Source organism: Ilumatobacteraceae bacterium, from assembly GCA_033344875.1.
In the GTDB taxonomy this organism is placed as follows: domain Bacteria; phylum Actinomycetota; class Acidimicrobiia; order Acidimicrobiales; family Ilumatobacteraceae; genus Ilumatobacter.
The window spans coordinates 4,560,538-4,579,801 of sequence record JAWPMO010000001.1 but is presented as its reverse complement, the minus strand read 5'-3'; the positions used below and the strand labels follow the sequence as shown (position 1 = coordinate 4,579,801).

Genomic DNA, 19,264 nt, shown 5'->3' with positions numbered 1-19,264 from the left:
CGTGCCGACGGAGAGACTCGAACTCTCACTGACGGCGACCTAAACGCCGTGCCTCTGCCAATTGGGCTACGTCGGCGGAACCACACCCGAACCTACACTCGACGACCCCCTCAACACCGTGCCTCTGCCAATTGGGCTACGTCGGCGGAACCACACCCGAACCTACACTCGACGACCCCCTCAACACCGTGCCTCTGCCAATTGGGCTACGTCGGCGGAACCACACCCGAACCTACACTCGACGACCCCCTCAACACCGTGCCTCTGCCAATTGGGCTACGTCGGCGGAACCACACCCGAACCTACACTCGACGGCCCCCTCAACACCGTGCCTCTGCCAATTGGGCTACGTCGGCGGAACCACACCCGAACCTACACTCGACGACCCCCTCAACGCCGTGCCTGTGCCAGTTGGGCTACGTCGGCGGAACCACACCCGAACCTACACTCGACGACCCCCTCAACACCGTGCCTGTGCCAGTTGGGCTACGTCGGCGGAACCACACCCGAACCTACACTCGACGACCCCCTCAACACCGTGCCTGTGCCAGTTGGGCTACGTCGGCGGAACCACACCCGAACCTCCCCACGACGACCCCATCACCACCGCGCCCGACGCCCCCTCGACCCGTCTCCACTCCCGGATCGGGCGGGCCCGGCGCATCGCACGTCCGGGCGACAGCGAAGAATCCGCCGTGACCATGGGGTTTGACACAACCTTCACTCAATAACAACGCGTTCGTGACGATAACGCAGGGGGACACCAGCGCTGTTCCGTTCTTGGCCATGACTCACCTTCGACACCTCCTCCTCCGCCATCGTGTGGCGCTCGTGACGGGCGCGATCGGTGTCATCGCCTTCGTGGCGACCTGGGTGCTCGTCCTCACCGAGACCGGTGCCGGACAGCCGGTCGTCAACTGGCCGGCGTTCGCGGTCATCGGGACGATGCTGCTCCTGTGCGAACGGGTGCCGGCGGCATGGGTCCGACTGGGGCCCGCCGGCGTCGTCACCCCGCTGTGGCTGTTCGCATTCGGCCTCATGCTCGTGGGCTCACCCTCGTTCGCGCTCTGCGTCGCGCTGCTCGGCGCCACGCTCCACTCGGTGACGCAGGCCGAGACCGTCACCGGAATCGTGCTGCGCGTCGGCGGCACGGCCATCTCGCTCGCGTCCGCGGGGCTCGTGCTCATGGGGCTCGGCGTCCGGGGTTCGATCACGCAGTTCGGTGAACTCCCGTGGCGGTGGGCGTTCGCGATCGTCCTGTCCGGCGTCACGATCGTCGTCCTCAACACCGCCGTCGCCGCCCTCTCGATGTCGATCCGACGTCGGATCCGATTCCTGTCGCTCATGCAGCGCGGCCTCGGCATGAGGATCACCGCCGAAGGCGCGCTCCTCTCGCTGGCACCGATCTGGGTGATCGGCGTCGACTTCGGACTCGTGCTGCTCCCGCTGTTGGGGATCACCACCGCCCTCGTCTTCCGGTCGACTCGCCAGGCGCTCGAACGCTCGCACGAAGCGCACCACGACGCCCTGACCGGGCTGATCAACCGGCGCAACTTCCTCGAGACCCTCGACGAGACGCTCGCCGAATCACACGGCGACTCGGCGGTCCTGCCCGTCACGCTCGTCATGGACCTCACCGACTTCAAGGACATCAACGATCGGCTCGGCCATCAGCTCGGCGACTCGGTCCTGATGGCGTTCGCCGACCGGCTCGAGAACAGCCTGTCCGCCGACGCCATCGCCGCCCGCTTCGGCGGCGACGAATTCGCGATCCTGTTCGTCGACACCCGCGAGAACGTCGCTCGCTCGATCGAGCAACTGTGTGCCGCGCTCCGTGCCCCGCTGATGGTCGAGGGCTTCCCCGTCACGATCGGCGTGAGCATCGGCGCGGCGACGTACCCGGTCGACGGACGCACTTCGTCCGACCTGCTCCGCGCGGCCGACATCGCGATGTACAAGGCGAAGCGGACCGGCGTGCCCGTGTGCCACTACGAGTCCTGCGTCCAAGGGCCGCAGCGTGGCCGACTCAACCTGCTGAGCGACCTCGGTGTCGCGCTCGAGAACCACGAGCTCTACATCCACTTCCAGCCCCAGTTGCGAGTCGCCAACGGTGAGGTCGACACGGTCGAGGCATTGATCCGTTGGCAGCACCCCGAACACGGGTCGATCCCGCCGGACGAGTTCATCGGCCTCGCCGAACAGACCGACCTGATCGGTCCGATCACCGAGATGGTGCTGCGGGTGGCCACACGGGGACTCGTCAACAGCGGCGTCACCGCCCGCCTGGCCGTCAACGTCTCGCCGCGAAACCTCCAGGACCCGTCGTTCGCCCAACAGGTCTTCGCCATCCTCCAAGAATCGGGGTTCCGTCCCGACCGACTCGAACTCGAGGTCACGGAACGCTCGATCGTCAGCAACGCCGAACGTTGCCGGTACACCATCGAGCAGCTCCGACGGCGTGGCGTCCGCATCGCGATCGACGACTTCGGGATCGGCTACTCCTCGTTCCAAGCCCTTCGCGTGCTGCAGGTCGACCGGGTCAAGATCGACCGGGACTTCGTGCAGGGTGTGCTCCACGACGAGCGCGATCGGCTGATCGTCGCATCGGTCATCCGCCTCGCGCACGACCTCGGTCTCGACGTCGTCGCCGAAGGCGTGGAGAACACCGAGCTGTGGGATGCGATCGCCGAGCTCGACTGCGACGTGGCGCAGGGATACGGCATCGCGGCGCCGATGGCCTACCCCGAACTCCGTGGCTGGCTCTCCGGCTGGAACGAGGTCGTCGTCGAGCCGGTTCCGGGCGTCCCGGAGCCGATCAGCCAACGACAGATCCGACCGCACGCACCCGTCGTCACCCACTGAACCGACCGACGCTGAGTCTCCCGGCCCGGTTCCGACCTGCCACGCTGTCGACGTGCACCCCGATGAACTCCCGACCCCTGCGCTGATCATCGACGCGGATGCGTTGGATCGCAACCTGGCGACGATGGCGGCCGTGCATCCAGGCCGGGCGCTTCGGCCGCACGTGAAAGCCCACAAGTGCACAGCGTTGGCCGCACGGCAGATCGCTTCCGGCCATGAGACCTTCACGTGCGCGACGCCTCGTGAGGTGGTCGGCATGGCCAAAGCCGGCGTCGGCACCGATCTCCTGCTCGCCAACGAGACGCTCGACGCTGCACGCCTGCGGGCGATGGCCGAACTCGACGTCGCGGTGACCGTCGCCGTCGACTCCGACGCGACGATCGACGCGGCAGCTCGCAACGGCATCACCGCGTGTCTCATCGACGTGAACGTCGGACTCCCCCGATGCGGCGTCGCCCCCGAATCGGCAGGAGCGCTCGCCGACCGCGCCCGCGCCGCCGGCCTCGAGGTGCGCGGCGTGATGGGCTACGAGGGCCACCTGATGATGGTGCCGGAACGCTCCGACCGACTGGTGGCCGTCGAAGCGTCGATGGCGCTCCTGCGGCGGGCCCACGACGACGTGGGCGGCGACATCGTTTCGGCGGGAGGAACCGGAACGTTCGACCTCCATGGTGCGACCGGCGTCAACGAGGTGCAGGCCGGCAGTTACGTCCTCATGGACTCGCAGTACGGCGAACAGGGGTTGCCGTTCGAGCAGGCCTTGTTCGTGGTCGCCACCGTCATCTCGGTGAGTGACGACTGGGCGGTCGCCGACGCCGGCCTCAAGGCGCTCGCGATGGACCACGGCAACCCCTCGGTCACCGGCGGGAAGGTGTGGTTCTGCTCCGATGAGCATGTGGTCTTCGCTCCGAACGAGCGGCCGGCCGTCGGTGATCGAGTGCGGGTGGTCACCGCCCACGTCGACCCGACGATGGCCTTGCACGAGTCGGCGTGGCTCGTGCGCGGCGACGAGGTGATCGACCGCTGGCCGATCGACCTACGCGGTTGGTGAGCCCGGCCGGGAGGACGGTCGTGGACCGGTTGCACCCCGTCTGGTCGGTCGCCGGTTGGACGATCGCCGTCGGTGCCGCGCTCGTGCTGCTCACCCAACCGTTCGGCACGCCCACCGCCACCATCGCTGCGCTGCAGTCGTTGAGCCCCTGGGCGCTGCCGCCGGTCGTCACGGTGGCCCTGATCGCCATGTTCCGGCGACGGCACCGGCTCGGGTTCGTCGCGTCGCTCGTCGGGTTCGGCTACCTCGTGCTCACGGCGCCCGTGGCGTTCCCCGCGCAGGGGCCGGAGGTGAGCTCCGACGCCGCGACGTTCACGGTGCTGGCGTCGAACGTGCTGTATTCCAACGACCGGATCGACCGCGCCGGCGACGTGCTGCTCGGCGACGCCGACATCGTCGGGCTCGCCGAGATCACGCCAGAACAACTGGCGATACTGCGGGCCCACCCGCTGGCCGAGCGTTATGCGTATCGCCTCGAGCGCGCCGGTCGAGGCGCACGCGGTCTGATGATCTGGAGTCGGTTTCCCATCGTCGAGGCCGACACCGGCGCCGACCTCGACCGGAGCCTCGCGGCCGACGTGGCCACGCCCGACGGGCCGGTCAGGGTCGTGCTGGTGCACCCACCGCCGCCGGTGTTCAACCGGCCGGTGTGGCAGCAGGAACTCGATGCCGTTCCGGTCGCAGTGGGCCGTTCCGAGTTCCCGACGATCGTCATGGGCGATTTCAACGCCAACGTCTTCCACCCGCCGTTCCGTGAGGCGCTCGACGAGGCGGGCCTGATCGACGCCGTTCCGGCCGCAGGGCATCCTCTCGCCATGACGTGGCCGACCGACATCTGGCTGCCCCCGTTCGTCGCCCTCGACCACATCCTCCTCGACGGCCGCCTCGCGGTCGACCACGCCGGCGTGATCGCCGTCCCGGGGGCCGACCATCGCGCCGTCTGGGCGACGGTCGGATTCGCCGGTTCAGGCTGACAGGGCGGCGAGCAAGTTCCGGAACGCGCGTCCTCGGTGCGAGATGTCGTTCTTCTCCGAATCGGTCATCTCGGCGAACGTTCGACCGTTGCCGTCGTCGGGCACGAAGATAGAGTCGTAGCCGAATCCACGGTCGCCGCCCGGTGACGACGCGATCGTGCCGGTGCACACCCCATCGACCACGACTTCGGTGCCGTCGGGACGGCGGACGATCACACAGGTACGGAACGCCGCGCGGCGGTCGGCGACGCCGTCGAGTTCGCGCAGCAGCTTGGCCCGGTTGTCCGCGTACGAACAGCCCTCGCCGGCATAGCGGGCCGAGTACACGCCAGGGGCGCCGTCGAGCGCGGCGACCTCCAACCCCGTATCGTCGGCCACCGCAGCGAGTCCGGTCGCATCGCAGATCGCCACCGCCTTGAGTCGGGCGTTCCCCTCGAGCGTGTCGGCATCCTCGACCACGTCGGGCACGTCGGCCGGACGGGGCACGAGGTCGACCACGCCACGGAGGATCGATTCGATTTCGGCGACCTTGTCGGGGTTGGCCGAGGCGCAGACGAGTCGGGGCAGGTCGCTCATCGTGATGCCGGCGGCGTGGCCACCAACTCGCGCTGAGTCGCGGCGATCCGACCCAGGCCGCCCTCGGCGAGTGCGAGCAGCGAGTCGAGTTCGCCACGGGTGAACGCCATGCCCTCGGCGGTTCCCTGCACCTCGACGAACCGGGCCTCTCCCCCGTCGCGCGGCTTCAGCATGACGACGTTCATGTCGACCTCGGCGGCGCTGTCTTCGACGTACGGAAGGTCGAGGACGGGGGTGCCGCCGACGATGCCGACGCTGATCGCGCTGCAGAACGAGTGCAGCGGGTTGGCTGCGAGGTCGCCGCGAGCGACGACCCGCTCGAGTGCGTCGTGGAGGGCGATGAAACCGCCGCAGATGCTGGCCGTGCGGGTGCCGCCGTCGGCCTGGAGCACGTCGCAGTCGACCGTCACCTGGCGTTCGCCGAGCACCTTCATGTCGCACGCGGCGCGGAGCGACCGGGCGATCAACCGCTGGATCTCCACCGTGCGGCCGCTCTGCTTGCCCTTCGCCGCCTCGCGACCGACGCGCTCGGGCGACGAGCCCGGCAGCATCGAGTACTCGGCGGTGACCCAGCCCGATCCGCGTCCTTTCATCCAGCGCGGCACGTCTTCGTCGACCGACGCAGTGCACAACACGCGCGTCTTGCCGAACGACACGAGGCACGAGCCCTCGGCCATCTCCGTGAAGTCGCGCTCGAATCGCATCGGGCGCAGTTCGTCGACGGCTCGGCCATCAGGTCGTGTCATGGTCATCTCCAGTGGTTGGGTATTCGATGAGGGGCCAGCGTTCGGTGCTGGCGAGTTCGGAGCCGAGCAGTCGGCCACCGAGTTCGCGGAACATGTCGATGTCGCCGCTCGACAGGAATCGATGTTGGCCCGCGACATCGCCGCCACGCAACAGCCCGAGCGCCTGGAGGCGGTCTCGGGCGGCGAACGCGGTTTCGTCGGCCGAGCTCACGAGCGTCACGCCGGGTCCCATCACGTCGTTGATCGGACGGGCCAGGAACGGGTAGTGCGTGCAGCCGAGCAGCAGCGCGTCGATGCCGACGTCACGGATCGGGGCGAGCAGCCGCTCGGCCAGGACCGTCACCTCGTCGCCGACGGTCTGCCCCCGCTCGACGAACTCGACGAAACCAGGGCACGCGGCCGAGACCAGTTCGACCGGGGCGCCGGTACGACCGACCGCGTCGACGTAGGCGCCCGACGACACGGTGCCGACCGTGCCGATCACTCCGACGCGACCCGAGCTGGTCGCACGGACGATCGCTCGCGCTCCCGGCTCGATGACGTCGATGACCGGCACCGGGAGCTCGGCCCGCAGGTCGTCGAGGCCGGCGGCGGTCGCCGTGTTGCACGCAACGATGATCGCCTTGGCCCCGAAGTCGGCCACCAGCGATCGGGCGAGCTCGGTCGCGTACTCGCGCACGTCGCCCAATGGCTTCGAACCGTAGGGGTACCGACCGGTGTCGCCGATGTACACCAGGTCTTCGGTCGGCAGCAGGTCGATGACGGCGCGGGCGACCGTCAGCCCGCCGAATCCGGAGTCGAACATACCGATCGGTCCATCCATCGATCGGCCAGGCTACGGGAGCCGGGCGGCCGAGGCGGTTCGGATCTGGCAAGCTCGTGGCCATGGAGTCCGCCACCCCCGCCGCTCCCGACGACGTCGTGGCGACGTGGAGTTCCACCGTGGTGCTCGGCGACGGTTCGACCGCGGTGATACGGCCGATCGATCCCGACGACGCGCCGGCACTCGCCGACTTCCACGTGCGGCAGTCTCCCGAGAGCAGATATCGACGGTTCTTCTCCCCGAAACCCACGTTGCGCGACGCCGATCTCGAGCGGTTCACCCACGTCGATTTCGTCGACCGGGTCGCCCTGGTCGTCGAGGACCGGGGCGAGTTCATCGCCTGGGCCAGCTACGAGCGGCTGCAGAACCGCACCGACGCCGAGGTCGCGTTCATGGTCGGCGACGACCACAGTGGGAAGGGCATCGCCACCCTGCTCCTCGAGCACCTGGCGGCGATCGCCCGCACGAACGGCATCGAGCGATTCACCGCTCAGACGCTCGGCGACAACGGGGCGATGCTGGCGGTGTTCTCCAAGGCAGGCTGGCCGGTGCACCGGCGGTTCGAGTCCGGCGTGATCGACGTCGACTTCCCGCTGGCCGACACGTCGGAGTTCATCGACTCGGTCGAGCGCCGTGAGCACCGCGCCGACTCGCGCGCGGTCGCCCGCCTCCTCCTGCCGACGTCGATCGCGGTGATCGGTGCCTCCGACGTCGCGGGGTCGGTCGGCCATGCCGTGTGGACCAACGTCCACGGTCATGCCCGTGTCGCCGTCTATCCGGTCAACCCGGCCCATGACTCGGTCGGCGGCGTGCCGGCGTATCGCACCATCGCCGACGTGCCGGAGGAGATCGGTCTGGCGGTGATCGCCGTGCCGGCCGCAGCGCTGCGCGACACGGTCGACCAATGCATCGATCAGCGCGTCCGCGGTGCCGTGGTGATCACCGCCGACAGCGACGACGAGGCCGGCGACGAGCTCGTCGCGCACGCCCGCCGCAACGGCCTGCGCATCATCGGCCCGTCGAGCTTCGGGATCGCGTCACCACGACCAGAGGTGGAGTTGCAGGCGGCCCTCGTCGATGTCGATCTCCCGGCCGGAGGCGTCGCGATCTCGATGCAGTCAGGCACGCTCGCCAGTGCGCTGCTGCTCCTCGCCGACTCGCTCCGGCTCGGAATGTCCTGGTTCGTGTCGCTCGGCACCAAACGCGACATCTCCGCCAACGACCTCCTCCAGTTCTGGGAGGACGACGACGCGACCACGGTGATCGGGCTGTACACCGAGTCGCTCGGTAACCCCCGCAAGTTCGCCCGGATCGCTCGCCGGGTCTCGGTTCGCAAGCCGATCGTCTCGGTGCGAACGGGTGCCGCTCTGGTCGGTCAGGCCAACGCTGCGCTGTACGAGCAGACCGGGCTGATCGAGGTCCCGACGGTGACCGCGCTGCTCGACACCCTGCGTGTCTTCGCATCACAGCCGCTGATGGATGGTGACCGGGTCGCGGTCGTCAGCAATTCGGCGAGTCCGACCGTGCTCGCGACCGCCACCCTCGAAGCCGCCGGCCTGCGGGTCACCGCGACGCCACACCTCGACTGGCGGAGCGACACCGCGGCGTACGCCACGGCGATTCGTGCGGTCCTCGCCGACGACGAGGTCGATGCCCTCTTGGTCGTGCACGCCCCCGCCACGTTCGGCGCCGTGAGCGACCAGGTCGCGGCGATCGACGCGGCGGCGACGGCGGCCGACAAGCCGGTCGTGGCGGTCATGCTCGGGGCGAGTGACGGTCCGCTCGGCGAAGGTTCGTCGATCCCCAACTTCTCGTTCCCCGAGCAGGCGGCGGCAGTGCTCGGTCGGTTGGCCGCCTATTCCGCCTGGCGTCGGAGCGAGACCGCGACCGCGCCCGACGGCCAGGCCGACCACCCGGCATCGCACATCGACTCAGCGACAGCAGGCAGCATCCTCGCCACCTTCGACGACGGCGCTCAGGTGCCGCCCGATCGGGTCGCCGACCTGCTCGGCGCCTACGGCGTCAGGATGCCACCCACCGAACTGGTCGACATCGATGACGCGGTCGACGCCGCGCAACGCCTCGGCTACCCGGTCGCGGTGAAGGCCACCGGGCGTCGTATCGGCCGCTCGGTCGAGGCGGGCATCGGGCTCGACCTCGCCGACGACAGCGACGTGCGGGTGTCGGCCGCCGCGATGCACCAGGCACTCGGCGCTGGTGCCGACCGGGTGTTCGTCCAACGGATGGTGCCACCCGGCGTCGACCTCCGCATCCGGGCGAGCCGTGACCCGCGACTCGGTCCACTCGTGTCGGTCGGGATCGGTGGCGCCCAGGCCGACGCGATCGGCGACGTCACGAGCCGACTCGCGCCGTTCTCTCCCTCGACGGCACGGTCGATGGTCGCCGACACGCGGGCCGCTTCGATGCTCGACGACGACGACCTCGACCTGGTCGCCGATCAGCTCACGCGCATCGCCCAGCTCGTGTCTGACCACGATCGGATCGCCGAACTCGATCTCAATCCGGTGATCGTCGGCGAGGTCGGCATGTGGGTGACCGACGCCCACATCGAGCTGCGCCTGCCCGAGCGGGTCGAGCAGGCGTTGCGGCGACTCGAATAGCGACCGTCGCTCGAACGTCAGGCCTCGTCGAAGACGCGGTCGATCACGTGCAGCACGCCATTGGCTGCGGTCACGTCGGTGACGACGGCGTTCGCCCCGCCGATCGTCTCGGTGGCGGCGTCGACCGCGAGGATCGAGCCACTCAACGAGGTGAGGTCCTGGCCGGCGAGGATCGTCGCAATGTCGAGTTCACCGGGGACGACGTGACCGAGCAACAGATTCCGAAGCCGGTCGGGGTCGGCCAGGAGTTCCGCTCCCCCGGGCGCTGCCTCGAGGGTCTCGATCGCCTGGTTCGACGGAGCGAACAGGGTCATCGGTTCGTCACCGGCGAGCGTCTCGACCAGATCGGCGTCGATCACGAGTTCTTCCAACCGTGACAGGTCGGGGCTGACCGCGAGGATGTCCATGACGGTGGCCGACGGCGACGCCGGCACGCTGACGACCGGGACCGATGTCGTGGTCGTCGTCGACGTCGACGTCGACGTGGTGGTCGCCTCGGTGGTCGGCACGGTCGTCGGGGCGACCGTCGTCGCCGGCAGGGCGGTCGTCGGTGCGGTGGACTCCGGCGGCAGAGTGGCCACGACGGTCGACACCGGTGTGCCCTGCACGACCGAGGCCGGCGGGATCGTCGTGGGGTCGATCGTGGGCACCGTCGAGCCGTCGACGACGACGGCGGTCCCGATCGTGTCGGCCGGCGCGGCCGAGTCGTCGTCGTCCGACCACCACAGCAACCAACCGATCAACAGGAAGATGGTGATGAGACCGATCGCGATCAGTGATGCGGTGGCGGCGCGGTTCTCGTACCATCGGGGGTCGCGCGGCCCGTTCGGGACCGCGAGGTTGGGGTCGGTCGGTGTCGTCGACATCTGCGTGGTCGGCGGCAGTGGCGGATCGGGGGTCTGGGGGACGATCGGGATCGGCTCGGTCGGCGGGACGCCGGCCGGATCGTTCGGCGGCTCGGGCGTGTTCGGATCGTCGGGCATGCCCGACGGTGCCCTGGCGCTGCGCCGACGAAACGTGACGTCCGTCGGCGGCGACAGGGATCAGTCGTCGAGGTCGGTCCGGCCCTCGTCGAGGTAATCGATGCTCTGGAGTGGCTCGATCGCCGCGGTGACGATCCCCGCGAGGTTGGCGACGATGCGCTTCCAGTACCGGTACAGGATCGCGCGCGGCACCGCCCAGCTCCCCGGCTGCTCCGACTGCATGTACTCGCGGACCTTGGCGCCGCACTGGTCGTTCAACTCGAGCGACCGGGCGAGGAAGTCGCGTGCCGCGTCGACGTCCTGCGACGCGAGCAGGTCGGCCGCCTCGACGTACATCAGCGAGATCTCCTGGCGGCGGGTGACGAACTCCTCGATGTCGTCCGCTCCGACGAGCGACACCCCCTCGGTGGCGAGTTCGAAGATGTTCTTGGCCTGGTCGCCGATCCGCTCGATCTTCTTCAACAGCAACGTGTAACCGAGCACGAGCCCGATGTCGTCGCTGCCGCGCACCGACACGTGCACGACGAGTTCCGACCGGAGTTGCTGCTCGGCCTCGTTGATCCGACGATCGGTCGCTTCGATGTCGGCACCGATCGCGCCGGGGTCGGCACCGCTCAGGACAGCGGTCGAGGCGAGGTCGAAGGAGTGGCGGGCATCGCCGAGCATCGAGATGGTCTGATGCGAGACGTGTTCGAGACCGGACTCTGACTTCCGGAAGAAGGACATGACCATGTGAGGACCTCCAGGGCCTAACGGAAGATTGCCACACCGAGCAGCGGGAGCACGATGAACGACCCGACGACGTACGCGACGGCGATCATCCGCCGCTCGACCGCGATGTCGGCAAGTCGTTCGGCCGCCAAGATCGGCACCGGCCGAAGGATCGGGATGACGTACAGGACCAGGATGCCGGCGAGGTTGAACGTCGTGTGGACGAGTGCGATCGTGAGCGCCTCGGGTCGGCTGGCAGCGAGCGCGGCCAGCAGGGCGGTGATCGTGGTTCCGACGTTGGCGCCGAGCGTGACCGGGTAGGCGTTCTTCAGCTTGATCACCCCGGCGGCCGACATGGGGATCAGGATCGACGTGGTGATGCTCGAACTCTGCACCGCGACCGTGATCAGCACACCGACGACCATCGCGACCGCTCCGCCGCCTCGCCCGAGGATTGCGTTCATCGAACGTTCGACGCGCTCGGCGATCAGCGTCTTCATGTTCTTGGTGATGAACACGAGCGACGTGAGCACGATCGCGAGACCGGCGAGCACCATCATCGTGCCGAGCACGTTGTTGCTGTCGACGAGGGCCCCGAGCCCGTCCTGGACCCACCCGACGGGCTCCTTGACCCACTTCTTGATCGGACTCTCCCAGTCGGCGCCTGCCGACCCCACGAGCTTGCCGCTCACCCATTCGGCGATCGACGACAACCACCCCGTGATGAGTTCGAGTGGCAGCAGGATCATGACGGCCAACACGTTGAAGAAGTCGTGCACCGTGGCCGCTGCGAAGGCGCGGCGGAACTCGTTCGACTGCCGGACGTGCCCGAGCGACACGAGCGTGTTGGTGACGGTGGTGCCGATGTTGGCACCCATGATCATGGGGACCGCCGCTTCGACCCCGAGGGCTCCCGAGGCGACGAGCCCGACGATCACCGACGTGCTCGCCGACGACGACTGCACGAGCACGGTGCCGAGGATGCCGACGAAGAGGCCGGCGAGCGGATGGTCGACGTTGTCGAAGAGACGGGCCTGGGTGTCGGCGCCCATCACCTTGATACCGCCTTCGAGCGACGACACGCCGACCAGGAAGATGTAGATCAGCAGGACGACGAGTGCCGCGCGAGCCGGACGCGGCAGCGGCAGGAGGCGCGCGAGGGGAGGCGGCAGGCTCGGCATGTGCCGATGACTGTAGCCAGCGGGTGAACCGCGATGAAACGGAGCGTGGACCGCAGATGAACAGTGCTCGGGGGAGCCGCAACTCGGCGGCTCGGTGCCTCAGAAGTAGATGATCGCTTCCGCGTTCTGCTCGGCCTCGTCGAGGTCGGCCGTGTACGCCCCGGTCGACAGGTACTTCCAGCCGCCGTCGCACACGATGAACAGGATCGTGCCGTGGTCGATGTCGGCGGCCACCTTGGCCGCACCAGCGAGCGCGGCACCCGACGACAGCCCGGCGAACACGCCGCATTCGTTCACCAAGCGGCGGACCCACTCGATCGATTCGCGAGGGCGGACGACCCGCTTGCGGTCGAGCAGGTCGTAGCCGTTCCACTGCTCGAACACGGGCGGGATGTATCCCTCGTCCATGTTGCGGAGGCCTTCGACCCGCTCGCCGAGCGGCGGCTCGACGGCGACGATCTGGATGTCGGGGTTCTGTTCCTTGAGGAACCGTCCGGTGCCCATCAGCGTGCCGCTCGTGCCGAGTCCGGCGACGAAGTGGGTGATGTCGGGCACATCGCGCCAGATCTCCGGGCCGGTGCCCTCGTAGTGGGCGCGGGGATTGGCGTCGTTGCCGTACTGGTAGATGAAGCACCACTCCGGATGTTCGGCGGCGAGCTGCTGGGCACGCTTGACCGCACCGTTCGACCCTTCGGGTCCGGGGGTGAGGATGATCTCGGCACCCATGATCTCGAGCATCTGTCGGCGCTCGATCGACACGCTCTCCGGCATGAGGATCTTGATCGGGTAGCCCTTGAGCCGGGCGATGGCCGCGAGCGCGATGCCGGTGTTGCCCGACGACGGTTCGAGGATGGTCTGACCGGGCAGCAGCGAGCCGTCGGCCTCGGCGGCCTCGATCATCGCCTTGGCGATCCGGTCTTTCACCGACCCGAACGGGTTCTGCATCTCGAGCTTGGCGAGGATGCGCACATTCGGGTTCGGCGACAGGTTGGACACGTCGACCACCGGGGTGTTGCCGACGAGCCCCAGCACATCGCCGTGTACGGCACCGGCCGACGCCTTCCGCTCCTGTGTGATCATGCTCATGCTGTTCACAACCGCCTCGCTCCAGTGATCATTCCGACAAATCCGATCTGACTCATCAGGATTGTACGGATCAGCGCCGTCGTCCCCACATCCGAGTTGCTGCTCGCGGTCGTCGCCATCGACGCGATCGCCGTGGCGGTCGTGCCGGCCGTGCTCGCCCGTTGAGGCGCCGTCCGACGCCGCCGGTCAGGCCGGCCGGACGGCGTCGACCAGTTCGACCGACTCCTCGGTGATGTCGCCGTCGACGATCCGGTAGCTGCGGAGTTCGGGTGCGTCACGCTTGAGACCGACGATCACGTAGTGCCAGTCGGGATCGGGTGCCTGACGGACGTCGGTCGGGCTCGGGTACGGCTCGGAATGCGTGTGGCTGTGCACCACGCCGATGATCTCCTCGTCGAGGTCGTCCGCCGCCATCTCGGCCCGCAGGTGATCTTTCGGGTTGATCGTGTACACCTTGGCCGACTCGGCATCGTTGTGACACGGGAAGAACCGGACGGCATGGTCGGCACCCGGCGCACCCGCGATCAGCCCGCACATCTCGAGCGGGTACTCGCGAAACGCCAGGTCACAGATGGCGTCGAACACTTCACGACCGAGACGGAGCACACCGCGGAGGCTAGTGGTTGGCAACTCCCGGCCCCCAGAACGGGGCCGGTCGGTAGCCTTCGCACGATGGCGAAGAAGTCCACCAAGGCCAAGCGCGCGCCCGACGGCACGACGCTGATCGCGAGCAACCGCGCCGCGCGCCGCAACTACGCCATCACCGACACCTTCGAAGCGGGCCTCGTGCTGCTCGGCAGCGAGGTCAAGAGCATGCGCGAGGCGCAGGTCCAGATCGCCGACGGTTACGTCCGCATCCGCGACGGCGAGGCGTGGCTCGACGGCATCCACATCGCCCCGTACTCGTTCGCGATCGGGTTCGGCGCCCACGACCCCGATCGCTCACGCAAGCTGCTCCTGCACCGCTCGGAGATCCAGAAGCTCAAGGCGCGCGTCGACCAGGACCGTGTGTCGCTCGTGCCGATGACGCTCTACTTCCGTGACGGTCGGGTCAAGGTCGAGATCGGCGTCGGCAAGGGTCGGTCCAAGGAAGACAAACGGCACGCGATCGCCGAGCGCGACGCGCTCCGCGACGCCGAACGCGAGATGGGCCGCGCCCGCAAGTACGGCGGCTGAAACCCGAGCGACGCTCAGTACAGCCCGAGCAGGCTGCCCGAGAGGATCAGGGCCGAGATGATCATGCCGCCCCGGATCAACCGTTCGCCGCCCTTGACGGCGGCGTGCGCTCCGATCCAGCCGCCTGCGGTGAGGCCGGCCGCGAGGATCAGGGCCGGCACCCATTCGACCTTGCCCTGAGCGATGAAGATCGGGAGCACGACGGCGGTCAACGTGAGGTTGGCGACCACCTTGATGTTGTTCGCGGTGACCAGGTCGTAGCCGGCGCGCGTGAGCGCGGCGAGCATGACGAGGCCGACGCCCGCCTGCACCGCCCCGCCGTACAGACCGACCGCGAAGAACACACCGACCGTCATCGCGACCGGCCACGGCTCGGCGTCGAGCTTGACCTTCGGCTTTCGGATCGACAGGAAGATGATCGGCAGCATCACGAGACCGAAGACGCGCTCGAACGTGTCGTCGGTGAGGCTGGTGATCGCGAAGGCGCCGATCAGCGAACCGACGACGATCGGCACGAGCACCGGCGCCGACTTCGACAGCCCCCGCACGCCCAGCTTCCGGAACGCGGTCGCCGCCGCAGCGTTGGAGGTGAGGATGCCGACGCGATTCGATCCGTTGGCGTTGTTGCCCGGCACGCCGGCCAGCACGAGCAGCGGGACCGTGAGGGTGGAACCGCCACCGGCGACGGCGTTGATCAGACCGGCGGCGGTCCCGCCGAAGATCAAGAGCAGCGCTTCCCACCATTCCACGGGCGGCATCCTGCCAGACCGGTGACCGGACGACCCAGGTCGCGGGGCGAACGCGAGTGTGACGTCTGTCCTATCGTCGTCGTCATGTTCATCGACGGGAGTTGGCAGGCTGCGCGTTCGGGTCGGGAGTTCGACGTCACCGACCCGGCGACGGGTGAGGTGATCGGTTCGGTACCCGACGGCGAGGCCGATGACGCCACCGATGCGATCGCGGCCGCCGACGCGGCCTTCGGGTCGTGGGCCGGCACGACGGCACGCACCCGCGCCGACCTGTTGTACGCCGCGTGGCGGCTCATGACCGAACGCAGCGAATCGTTGGCCGAACTGATGACCCGCGAACAGGGCAAGCCGCTCAAGGCGAGCCGGGCCGAGGTGACCTACGCCGCCGACTTCCTCCGCTTCTACGCCGAGGAGGCGACCAGGGTGGCGGGTGAATGGTTGCCGTCGGCGCGGCCCGATCAGCGCTTCCTGGTGCTGCGCCAGCCGGTCGGCGTGGTCGCGATGGTGACGCCGTGGAACTACCCGATCTCGATGCTGACCCGGAAGATGGGGCCCGCGCTCGCCGCCGGTTGCACCCTGGTCCTCAAGCCGGCCGAGGCGACCCCGCTGTGCGCGCGAGCCGTCTTCGAGATCTTCGAGGAGGTCGGGCTTCCCGCCGGAGTGGCCAACCTGGTGACGGCGAGCGACCCGAAGCCGATCGGCGACGTGTTCACGAACGACCCACGGGTGCGCAAGCTCACGTTCACGGGGTCGACCGCGGTCGGGCGACACCTGGCCGGCGTCGCCGCCGGCAACCTCAAGCGTGTCTCGGTCGAGTTGGGCGGGCACGCTCCGTTTGTCGTGTTCCCCGACGCCGATCCGGTCCGGGCGGCGAAGGGGGCCGCCGCCCTCAAGTTCCTCAACGCCGGCCAGGCGTGCATCAGTCCGAACCGGCTGTACGTCAGCGCAGGCCACCACGACGCGTTCGTGTCGACGCTCGTCGAGCGGGTCGGCAGGGTACGGGCCGGCAACGGGTTGGACGAGGGGGTGGGCGTCGGCCCGCTCGTCGACGAGGCAGCGGTCGCCAAGGTCGAGGCGCAGGTCGACGACGCGGTCGCCCGGGGTGCGACCGCCCTCGTCGGCGGGGCGCGGCTGACCGACGAGCCGTTCGACCGAGGCCACTTCTTCGCACCCACGCTGCTCGACGGCGTCGCCGACGGCATGTCGATCTACCGGGAGGAGACCTTCGGTCCGGTCGCGCCGGTCGTGACGTACGACGACGTCGACCAGGTGATCGACCTCGCGAACGACACGAACTACGGCCTCGCCGCGTACGTCTACACGCAGGACCTCTCCACGGCGATCCGGGCATTCGAAGGGTTGCGGTTCGGGATCGTCGGCATCAACGATGTCAACCCGACGGCGGCATCGGCGCCGTTCGGTGGGATGAACGACTCGGGGATCGGTCGCGAGGGCAGCCACGACGGCATCGCCGAATACCTCGAGACCAAACTCGGTGGCTTCGCGATCTGATCAGGCGACGAACGTGGCGAGCGACGACGTGACCGGCACCGCGCGGAGACCGGCGACGACACGGGCGACCGCGCGGCTGCGCACGACATCGGGTGCGTCGCCGTCGACGAGCAGCGACGAGATCGCGGGTTGCACCTGGAGTCGCGCCGCGAGACCGTGGAGCCGATGCAGCTGGGTCTCGCTGGCGGCGATGCCGTAGCGGCCGACGTGCGCCGCGATCTGGTCGATCTGTTCGGAGAGGGACGACATGGTGAACTCCTGTCGGGGTGGGTCCGTCACGTTCCAAGGTACGGACCGGTGAGGATCACGTACAGCGATGATCATCGATCATGATGATCATTCCTGCTGATGATCAAGCGTCTCGGATCGCGCTCCGCCGTCGCGAATCGAGCAAGCTGCACGCATGCGCCTCGCAACGATTCGAACCTCGAACGGCACGATCTGCGTACGTGTCGACGACAGCACCGCGACCGAGACGGGCCACGCCGACGTCGGTGCACTCCTCCGGCTTCCCGGCTGGCGCGATCTCGCCGCCGATGCTGACGGAGCCCAACACGAAGTGGCATCCCTCGACTACGCGCCGCTGGTGACGAGCCCCGACAAGATCATCTGCGTCGGCCTGAACTACCTCGATCACATCGCCGAGACCGGCCGTGAGCGGCCGACCGCCCCGACGCTGTTCCCGAAGTTCGCCAACTCGCTCGTGGGCGCCAACGACCCGATCGAACTCCCCCGCGACGACGAGTCGACCAGCGTCGACTGGGAGGCCGAGCTGGGCATGGTGATCGGCGCCTCGGTCCGACGGGCGAACGACGAGCAGGCGGCCGCAGCGATCGCCGGCTACACGGTGGTCAACGACATCAGCGTTCGCGACTTCCAGAACCGTACGACGCAGTTCATGCCGGGTAAGGCATGGGAACGTTCGACGCCGGTCGGACCCCACCTCGTCGTCGACGAAGCGGACGCGGCGCCGGAGTTCGCGATCTCGTGCGAGGTCGACGGGGTGGTGATGCAGTCGTCGAACACCCGCGAGCTGTGCTTCGGGCCGACCGAACTGATCCGCTACATCTCCACATTCACCACGCTCGTGCCCGGCGACCTGATCGTGACCGGCACCCCCGGCGGCGTCGGTGTGGCGCGTGATCCGCAGGTGTTCCTGCAGCGTGGTCAGACGGTCGTCACGCGCGTCGACGGCGTCGGCGAGTGCCGCAATCGGTGCGTCTGATCACCAGTTCGGTGACGGGAACAGGCAGAACGGGTGGCCATCCGGGTCGAGCATGACCGTGACCTCGTCGTCCTGCGGCTGAAACGCCGCACGGGTCGCCCCACACTCGATCGCGTGAGCGACCGCGGCGTCGAGGTCATCGGTGGCGATGTCGAGGTGCAGCATCATCAACTGCTCACCGGCGACCGACGGCCACGTCGGCGGCACGTACTCGTCGTCGCCGTGGAACGAGAGCGCCTGCCCGGCGGGGTCGTCGCGCAGCACCACCCATCCGTCTTCGTCCATCAGCCGTGGCCAACCGAGGAGGCGTTCGTAGAACGCTGCGAGCCCGCGCGGATCACGGGTGCTGAGGACCGTGCCGGCGATACGGAGGCGTGGCCTGCTCATCGCACCATCACCTCGCGGGCCGCAACATGCCCCACATGTGCGGGCCCTCGCTGTCGTCGGTCTGCACGTCCCATTCGGTACGCACCTCGAATCCGTGCCGCCGGTAGTACGCCACGTTGACCTCGGTCTCCGTCTCGAGGTAACAGGGCAGGCCCTCGGCGTCGGCGATCTCGAACACGACCCGCATCAGCGCGCCGCCCATTCCCTGGCGCTGCCAATCCGGATGGGTCGCCAACATGTTGAGGTACCAGTGCGGCTCGGGTGGCGTGTTGGCCCCCATCGCCTCACCGAGCGCGGCGAACCGTGCGAGCCGCCACTCGGGGTGCTCGACCTGAACGATCCCCTCGGGGTCGACCTCGGGGCGGCCGGGCGGGATCCAGCCGGCCACCGCCGCCACGTCGTCGGTGCACCACAGCGAGTCGGTCGCCAACCAGCGGCGGGCGATGTTGCCGAACAGCAGGCGGTGATCGCGCTCGTACTCCTCGTCGTCGGGGACGAGCCATCGCATCACCGGATCGTCGACGAACGCGCGACTCGCGGTCCGAGCGATGCGAGAGATGTCGAGCTCGGTGGCGCGTCGGACGTTCACCATGACGTGCTC

At 68.5% G+C, this 19,264-nt stretch carries 19 protein-coding genes and 1 tRNA gene; 7 read left to right on the top strand and 13 right to left on the bottom strand.

Annotated elements, in window-relative coordinates; all coding sequences use genetic code 11:
- Positions 1 to 2: 2 nt before the first annotated feature.
- Positions 3 to 76: transfer RNA gene (locus tag R8G01_21665), tRNA-Leu, on the bottom strand.
- A gap of 710 nt (positions 77 to 786) precedes the next feature.
- Between R8G01_21665 and R8G01_21660 the strand changes: the two genes are divergently transcribed.
- Genes R8G01_21660 through R8G01_21650 form a run of 3 tightly spaced genes read left to right on the top strand, consistent with a single transcriptional unit; the run spans position 787 to position 4,887 of the window.
- The gene (locus R8G01_21660) at positions 787 to 2,862 is read left to right on the top strand and encodes an EAL domain-containing protein (GenBank protein MDW3216614.1); all 2,076 of its coding nucleotides are present in this window, start codon (positions 787 to 789) and stop codon (positions 2,860 to 2,862) included.
- A gap of 52 nt (positions 2,863 to 2,914) precedes the next feature.
- The gene (locus tag R8G01_21655) at positions 2,915 to 3,913 is read left to right on the top strand and encodes an alanine racemase (protein MDW3216613.1); all 999 of its coding nucleotides are present in this window, start codon (positions 2,915 to 2,917) and stop codon (positions 3,911 to 3,913) included.
- Positions 3,914 to 3,933: 20 nt separating this feature from the next.
- Positions 3,934 to 4,887, top strand: coding sequence for an endonuclease/exonuclease/phosphatase family protein (locus tag R8G01_21650; protein MDW3216612.1), 954 nt, complete (start codon positions 3,934 to 3,936; stop codon positions 4,885 to 4,887).
- Here R8G01_21650 and rdgB read toward each other — a convergent pair.
- The 3 genes from rdgB to murI are packed head-to-tail and all read right to left on the bottom strand — an operon-like array spanning position 4,879 to position 7,032.
- Positions 4,879 to 5,463, bottom strand: coding sequence for an RdgB/HAM1 family non-canonical purine NTP pyrophosphatase (gene rdgB, locus R8G01_21645; protein MDW3216611.1), 585 nt, complete (start codon positions 5,461 to 5,463; stop codon positions 4,879 to 4,881). The two genes, R8G01_21650 and rdgB, sit on opposite strands and share 9 nt — an antisense overlap.
- A complete protein-coding gene (rph, locus tag R8G01_21640) occupies positions 5,460 to 6,209 on the bottom strand; it encodes a ribonuclease PH (protein MDW3216610.1) in 750 nt (249 codons plus the stop codon). The genes rdgB and rph overlap by 4 nt, the downstream gene beginning before the upstream one ends.
- Positions 6,196 to 7,032 carry a glutamate racemase gene (murI, locus tag R8G01_21635; GenBank protein MDW3216609.1) on the bottom strand — a complete coding sequence of 279 codons (837 nt, stop codon included), beginning with the start codon at positions 7,030 to 7,032 and terminating at the stop codon, positions 6,196 to 6,198. The genes rph and murI overlap by 14 nt, the downstream gene beginning before the upstream one ends.
- 62 nt (positions 7,033 to 7,094) lie before the next feature.
- On the opposite strand from murI, the gene R8G01_21630 reads away from it, so the two are divergent.
- Positions 7,095 to 9,653: a GNAT family N-acetyltransferase gene (locus R8G01_21630; protein MDW3216608.1), complete on the top strand. Its 2,559-nt coding sequence runs from the start codon at positions 7,095 to 7,097 to the stop codon at positions 9,651 to 9,653.
- A 17-nt stretch (positions 9,654 to 9,670) separates the two neighbouring features.
- Here R8G01_21630 and R8G01_21625 read toward each other — a convergent pair whose 3' ends face one another.
- The 5 genes from R8G01_21625 to R8G01_21605 all read right to left on the bottom strand — a co-directional run bounded on the left by R8G01_21625 (position 9,671) and on the right by R8G01_21605 (position 14,220).
- A complete protein-coding gene (locus R8G01_21625) occupies positions 9,671 to 10,636 on the bottom strand; it encodes a fasciclin domain-containing protein (GenBank protein MDW3216607.1) in 966 nt (321 codons plus the stop codon).
- A gap of 60 nt (positions 10,637 to 10,696) precedes the next feature.
- Positions 10,697 to 11,368: a PhoU domain-containing protein gene (locus R8G01_21620; protein MDW3216606.1), complete on the bottom strand. Its 672-nt coding sequence runs from the start codon at positions 11,366 to 11,368 to the stop codon at positions 10,697 to 10,699.
- Positions 11,369 to 11,385: 17 nt separating this feature from the next.
- Positions 11,386 to 12,528, bottom strand: coding sequence for a Na/Pi symporter (locus R8G01_21615; protein MDW3216605.1), 1,143 nt, complete (start codon positions 12,526 to 12,528; stop codon positions 11,386 to 11,388).
- 99 nt (positions 12,529 to 12,627) lie between these two features.
- Positions 12,628 to 13,614 carry a cysteine synthase family protein gene (locus R8G01_21610; protein MDW3216604.1) on the bottom strand — a complete coding sequence of 329 codons (987 nt, stop codon included), beginning with the start codon at positions 13,612 to 13,614 and terminating at the stop codon, positions 12,628 to 12,630.
- 186 nt (positions 13,615 to 13,800) lie between these two features.
- Positions 13,801 to 14,220 (bottom strand): M67 family metallopeptidase, encoded by a 420-nt coding sequence (locus tag R8G01_21605; GenBank protein MDW3216603.1) that lies wholly within the window; start codon positions 14,218 to 14,220, stop codon positions 13,801 to 13,803.
- A 66-nt stretch (positions 14,221 to 14,286) separates the two neighbouring features.
- Here R8G01_21605 and smpB point away from each other — a divergent pair, with 66 nt between their 5' ends.
- Positions 14,287 to 14,790: an SsrA-binding protein SmpB gene (gene smpB / locus R8G01_21600; protein ID MDW3216602.1), complete on the top strand. Its 504-nt coding sequence runs from the start codon at positions 14,287 to 14,289 to the stop codon at positions 14,788 to 14,790.
- 14 nt (positions 14,791 to 14,804) lie between these two features.
- Here smpB and R8G01_21595 read toward each other — a convergent pair whose 3' ends face one another.
- Positions 14,805 to 15,539 (bottom strand): sulfite exporter TauE/SafE family protein, encoded by a 735-nt coding sequence (locus R8G01_21595; protein ID MDW3216601.1) that lies wholly within the window; start codon positions 15,537 to 15,539, stop codon positions 14,805 to 14,807.
- Between the two features lie 84 nt (positions 15,540 to 15,623).
- Between R8G01_21595 and R8G01_21590 the strand changes: the two genes are divergently transcribed.
- On the top strand, positions 15,624 to 17,051 hold the full coding sequence (locus R8G01_21590) for an NAD-dependent succinate-semialdehyde dehydrogenase (GenBank protein MDW3216600.1): 1,428 nt from the start codon (positions 15,624 to 15,626) through the stop codon (positions 17,049 to 17,051).
- On the opposite strand, the gene R8G01_21585 is transcribed toward R8G01_21590, so the two are convergent.
- Positions 17,052 to 17,300, bottom strand: coding sequence for a hypothetical protein (locus tag R8G01_21585; protein MDW3216599.1), 249 nt, complete (start codon positions 17,298 to 17,300; stop codon positions 17,052 to 17,054). It abuts the gene before it with no gap.
- 154 nt (positions 17,301 to 17,454) lie between these two features.
- Here R8G01_21585 and R8G01_21580 point away from each other — a divergent pair, with 154 nt between their 5' ends.
- A complete protein-coding gene (locus R8G01_21580) occupies positions 17,455 to 18,276 on the top strand; it encodes a fumarylacetoacetate hydrolase family protein (GenBank protein MDW3216598.1) in 822 nt (273 codons plus the stop codon).
- Here R8G01_21580 and R8G01_21575 read toward each other — a convergent pair whose 3' ends face one another.
- On the bottom strand, positions 18,277 to 18,663 hold the full coding sequence (locus R8G01_21575; GenBank protein ID MDW3216597.1) for a VOC family protein: 387 nt from the start codon (positions 18,661 to 18,663) through the stop codon (positions 18,277 to 18,279).
- 7 nt (positions 18,664 to 18,670) lie between these two features.
- Positions 18,671 to 19,255, bottom strand: a complete 585-nt coding sequence (locus R8G01_21570; GenBank protein ID MDW3216596.1) for a GNAT family N-acetyltransferase — start codon at positions 19,253 to 19,255, stop codon at positions 18,671 to 18,673.
- Between the last annotated feature and the right edge of the window lie 9 nt (positions 19,256 to 19,264).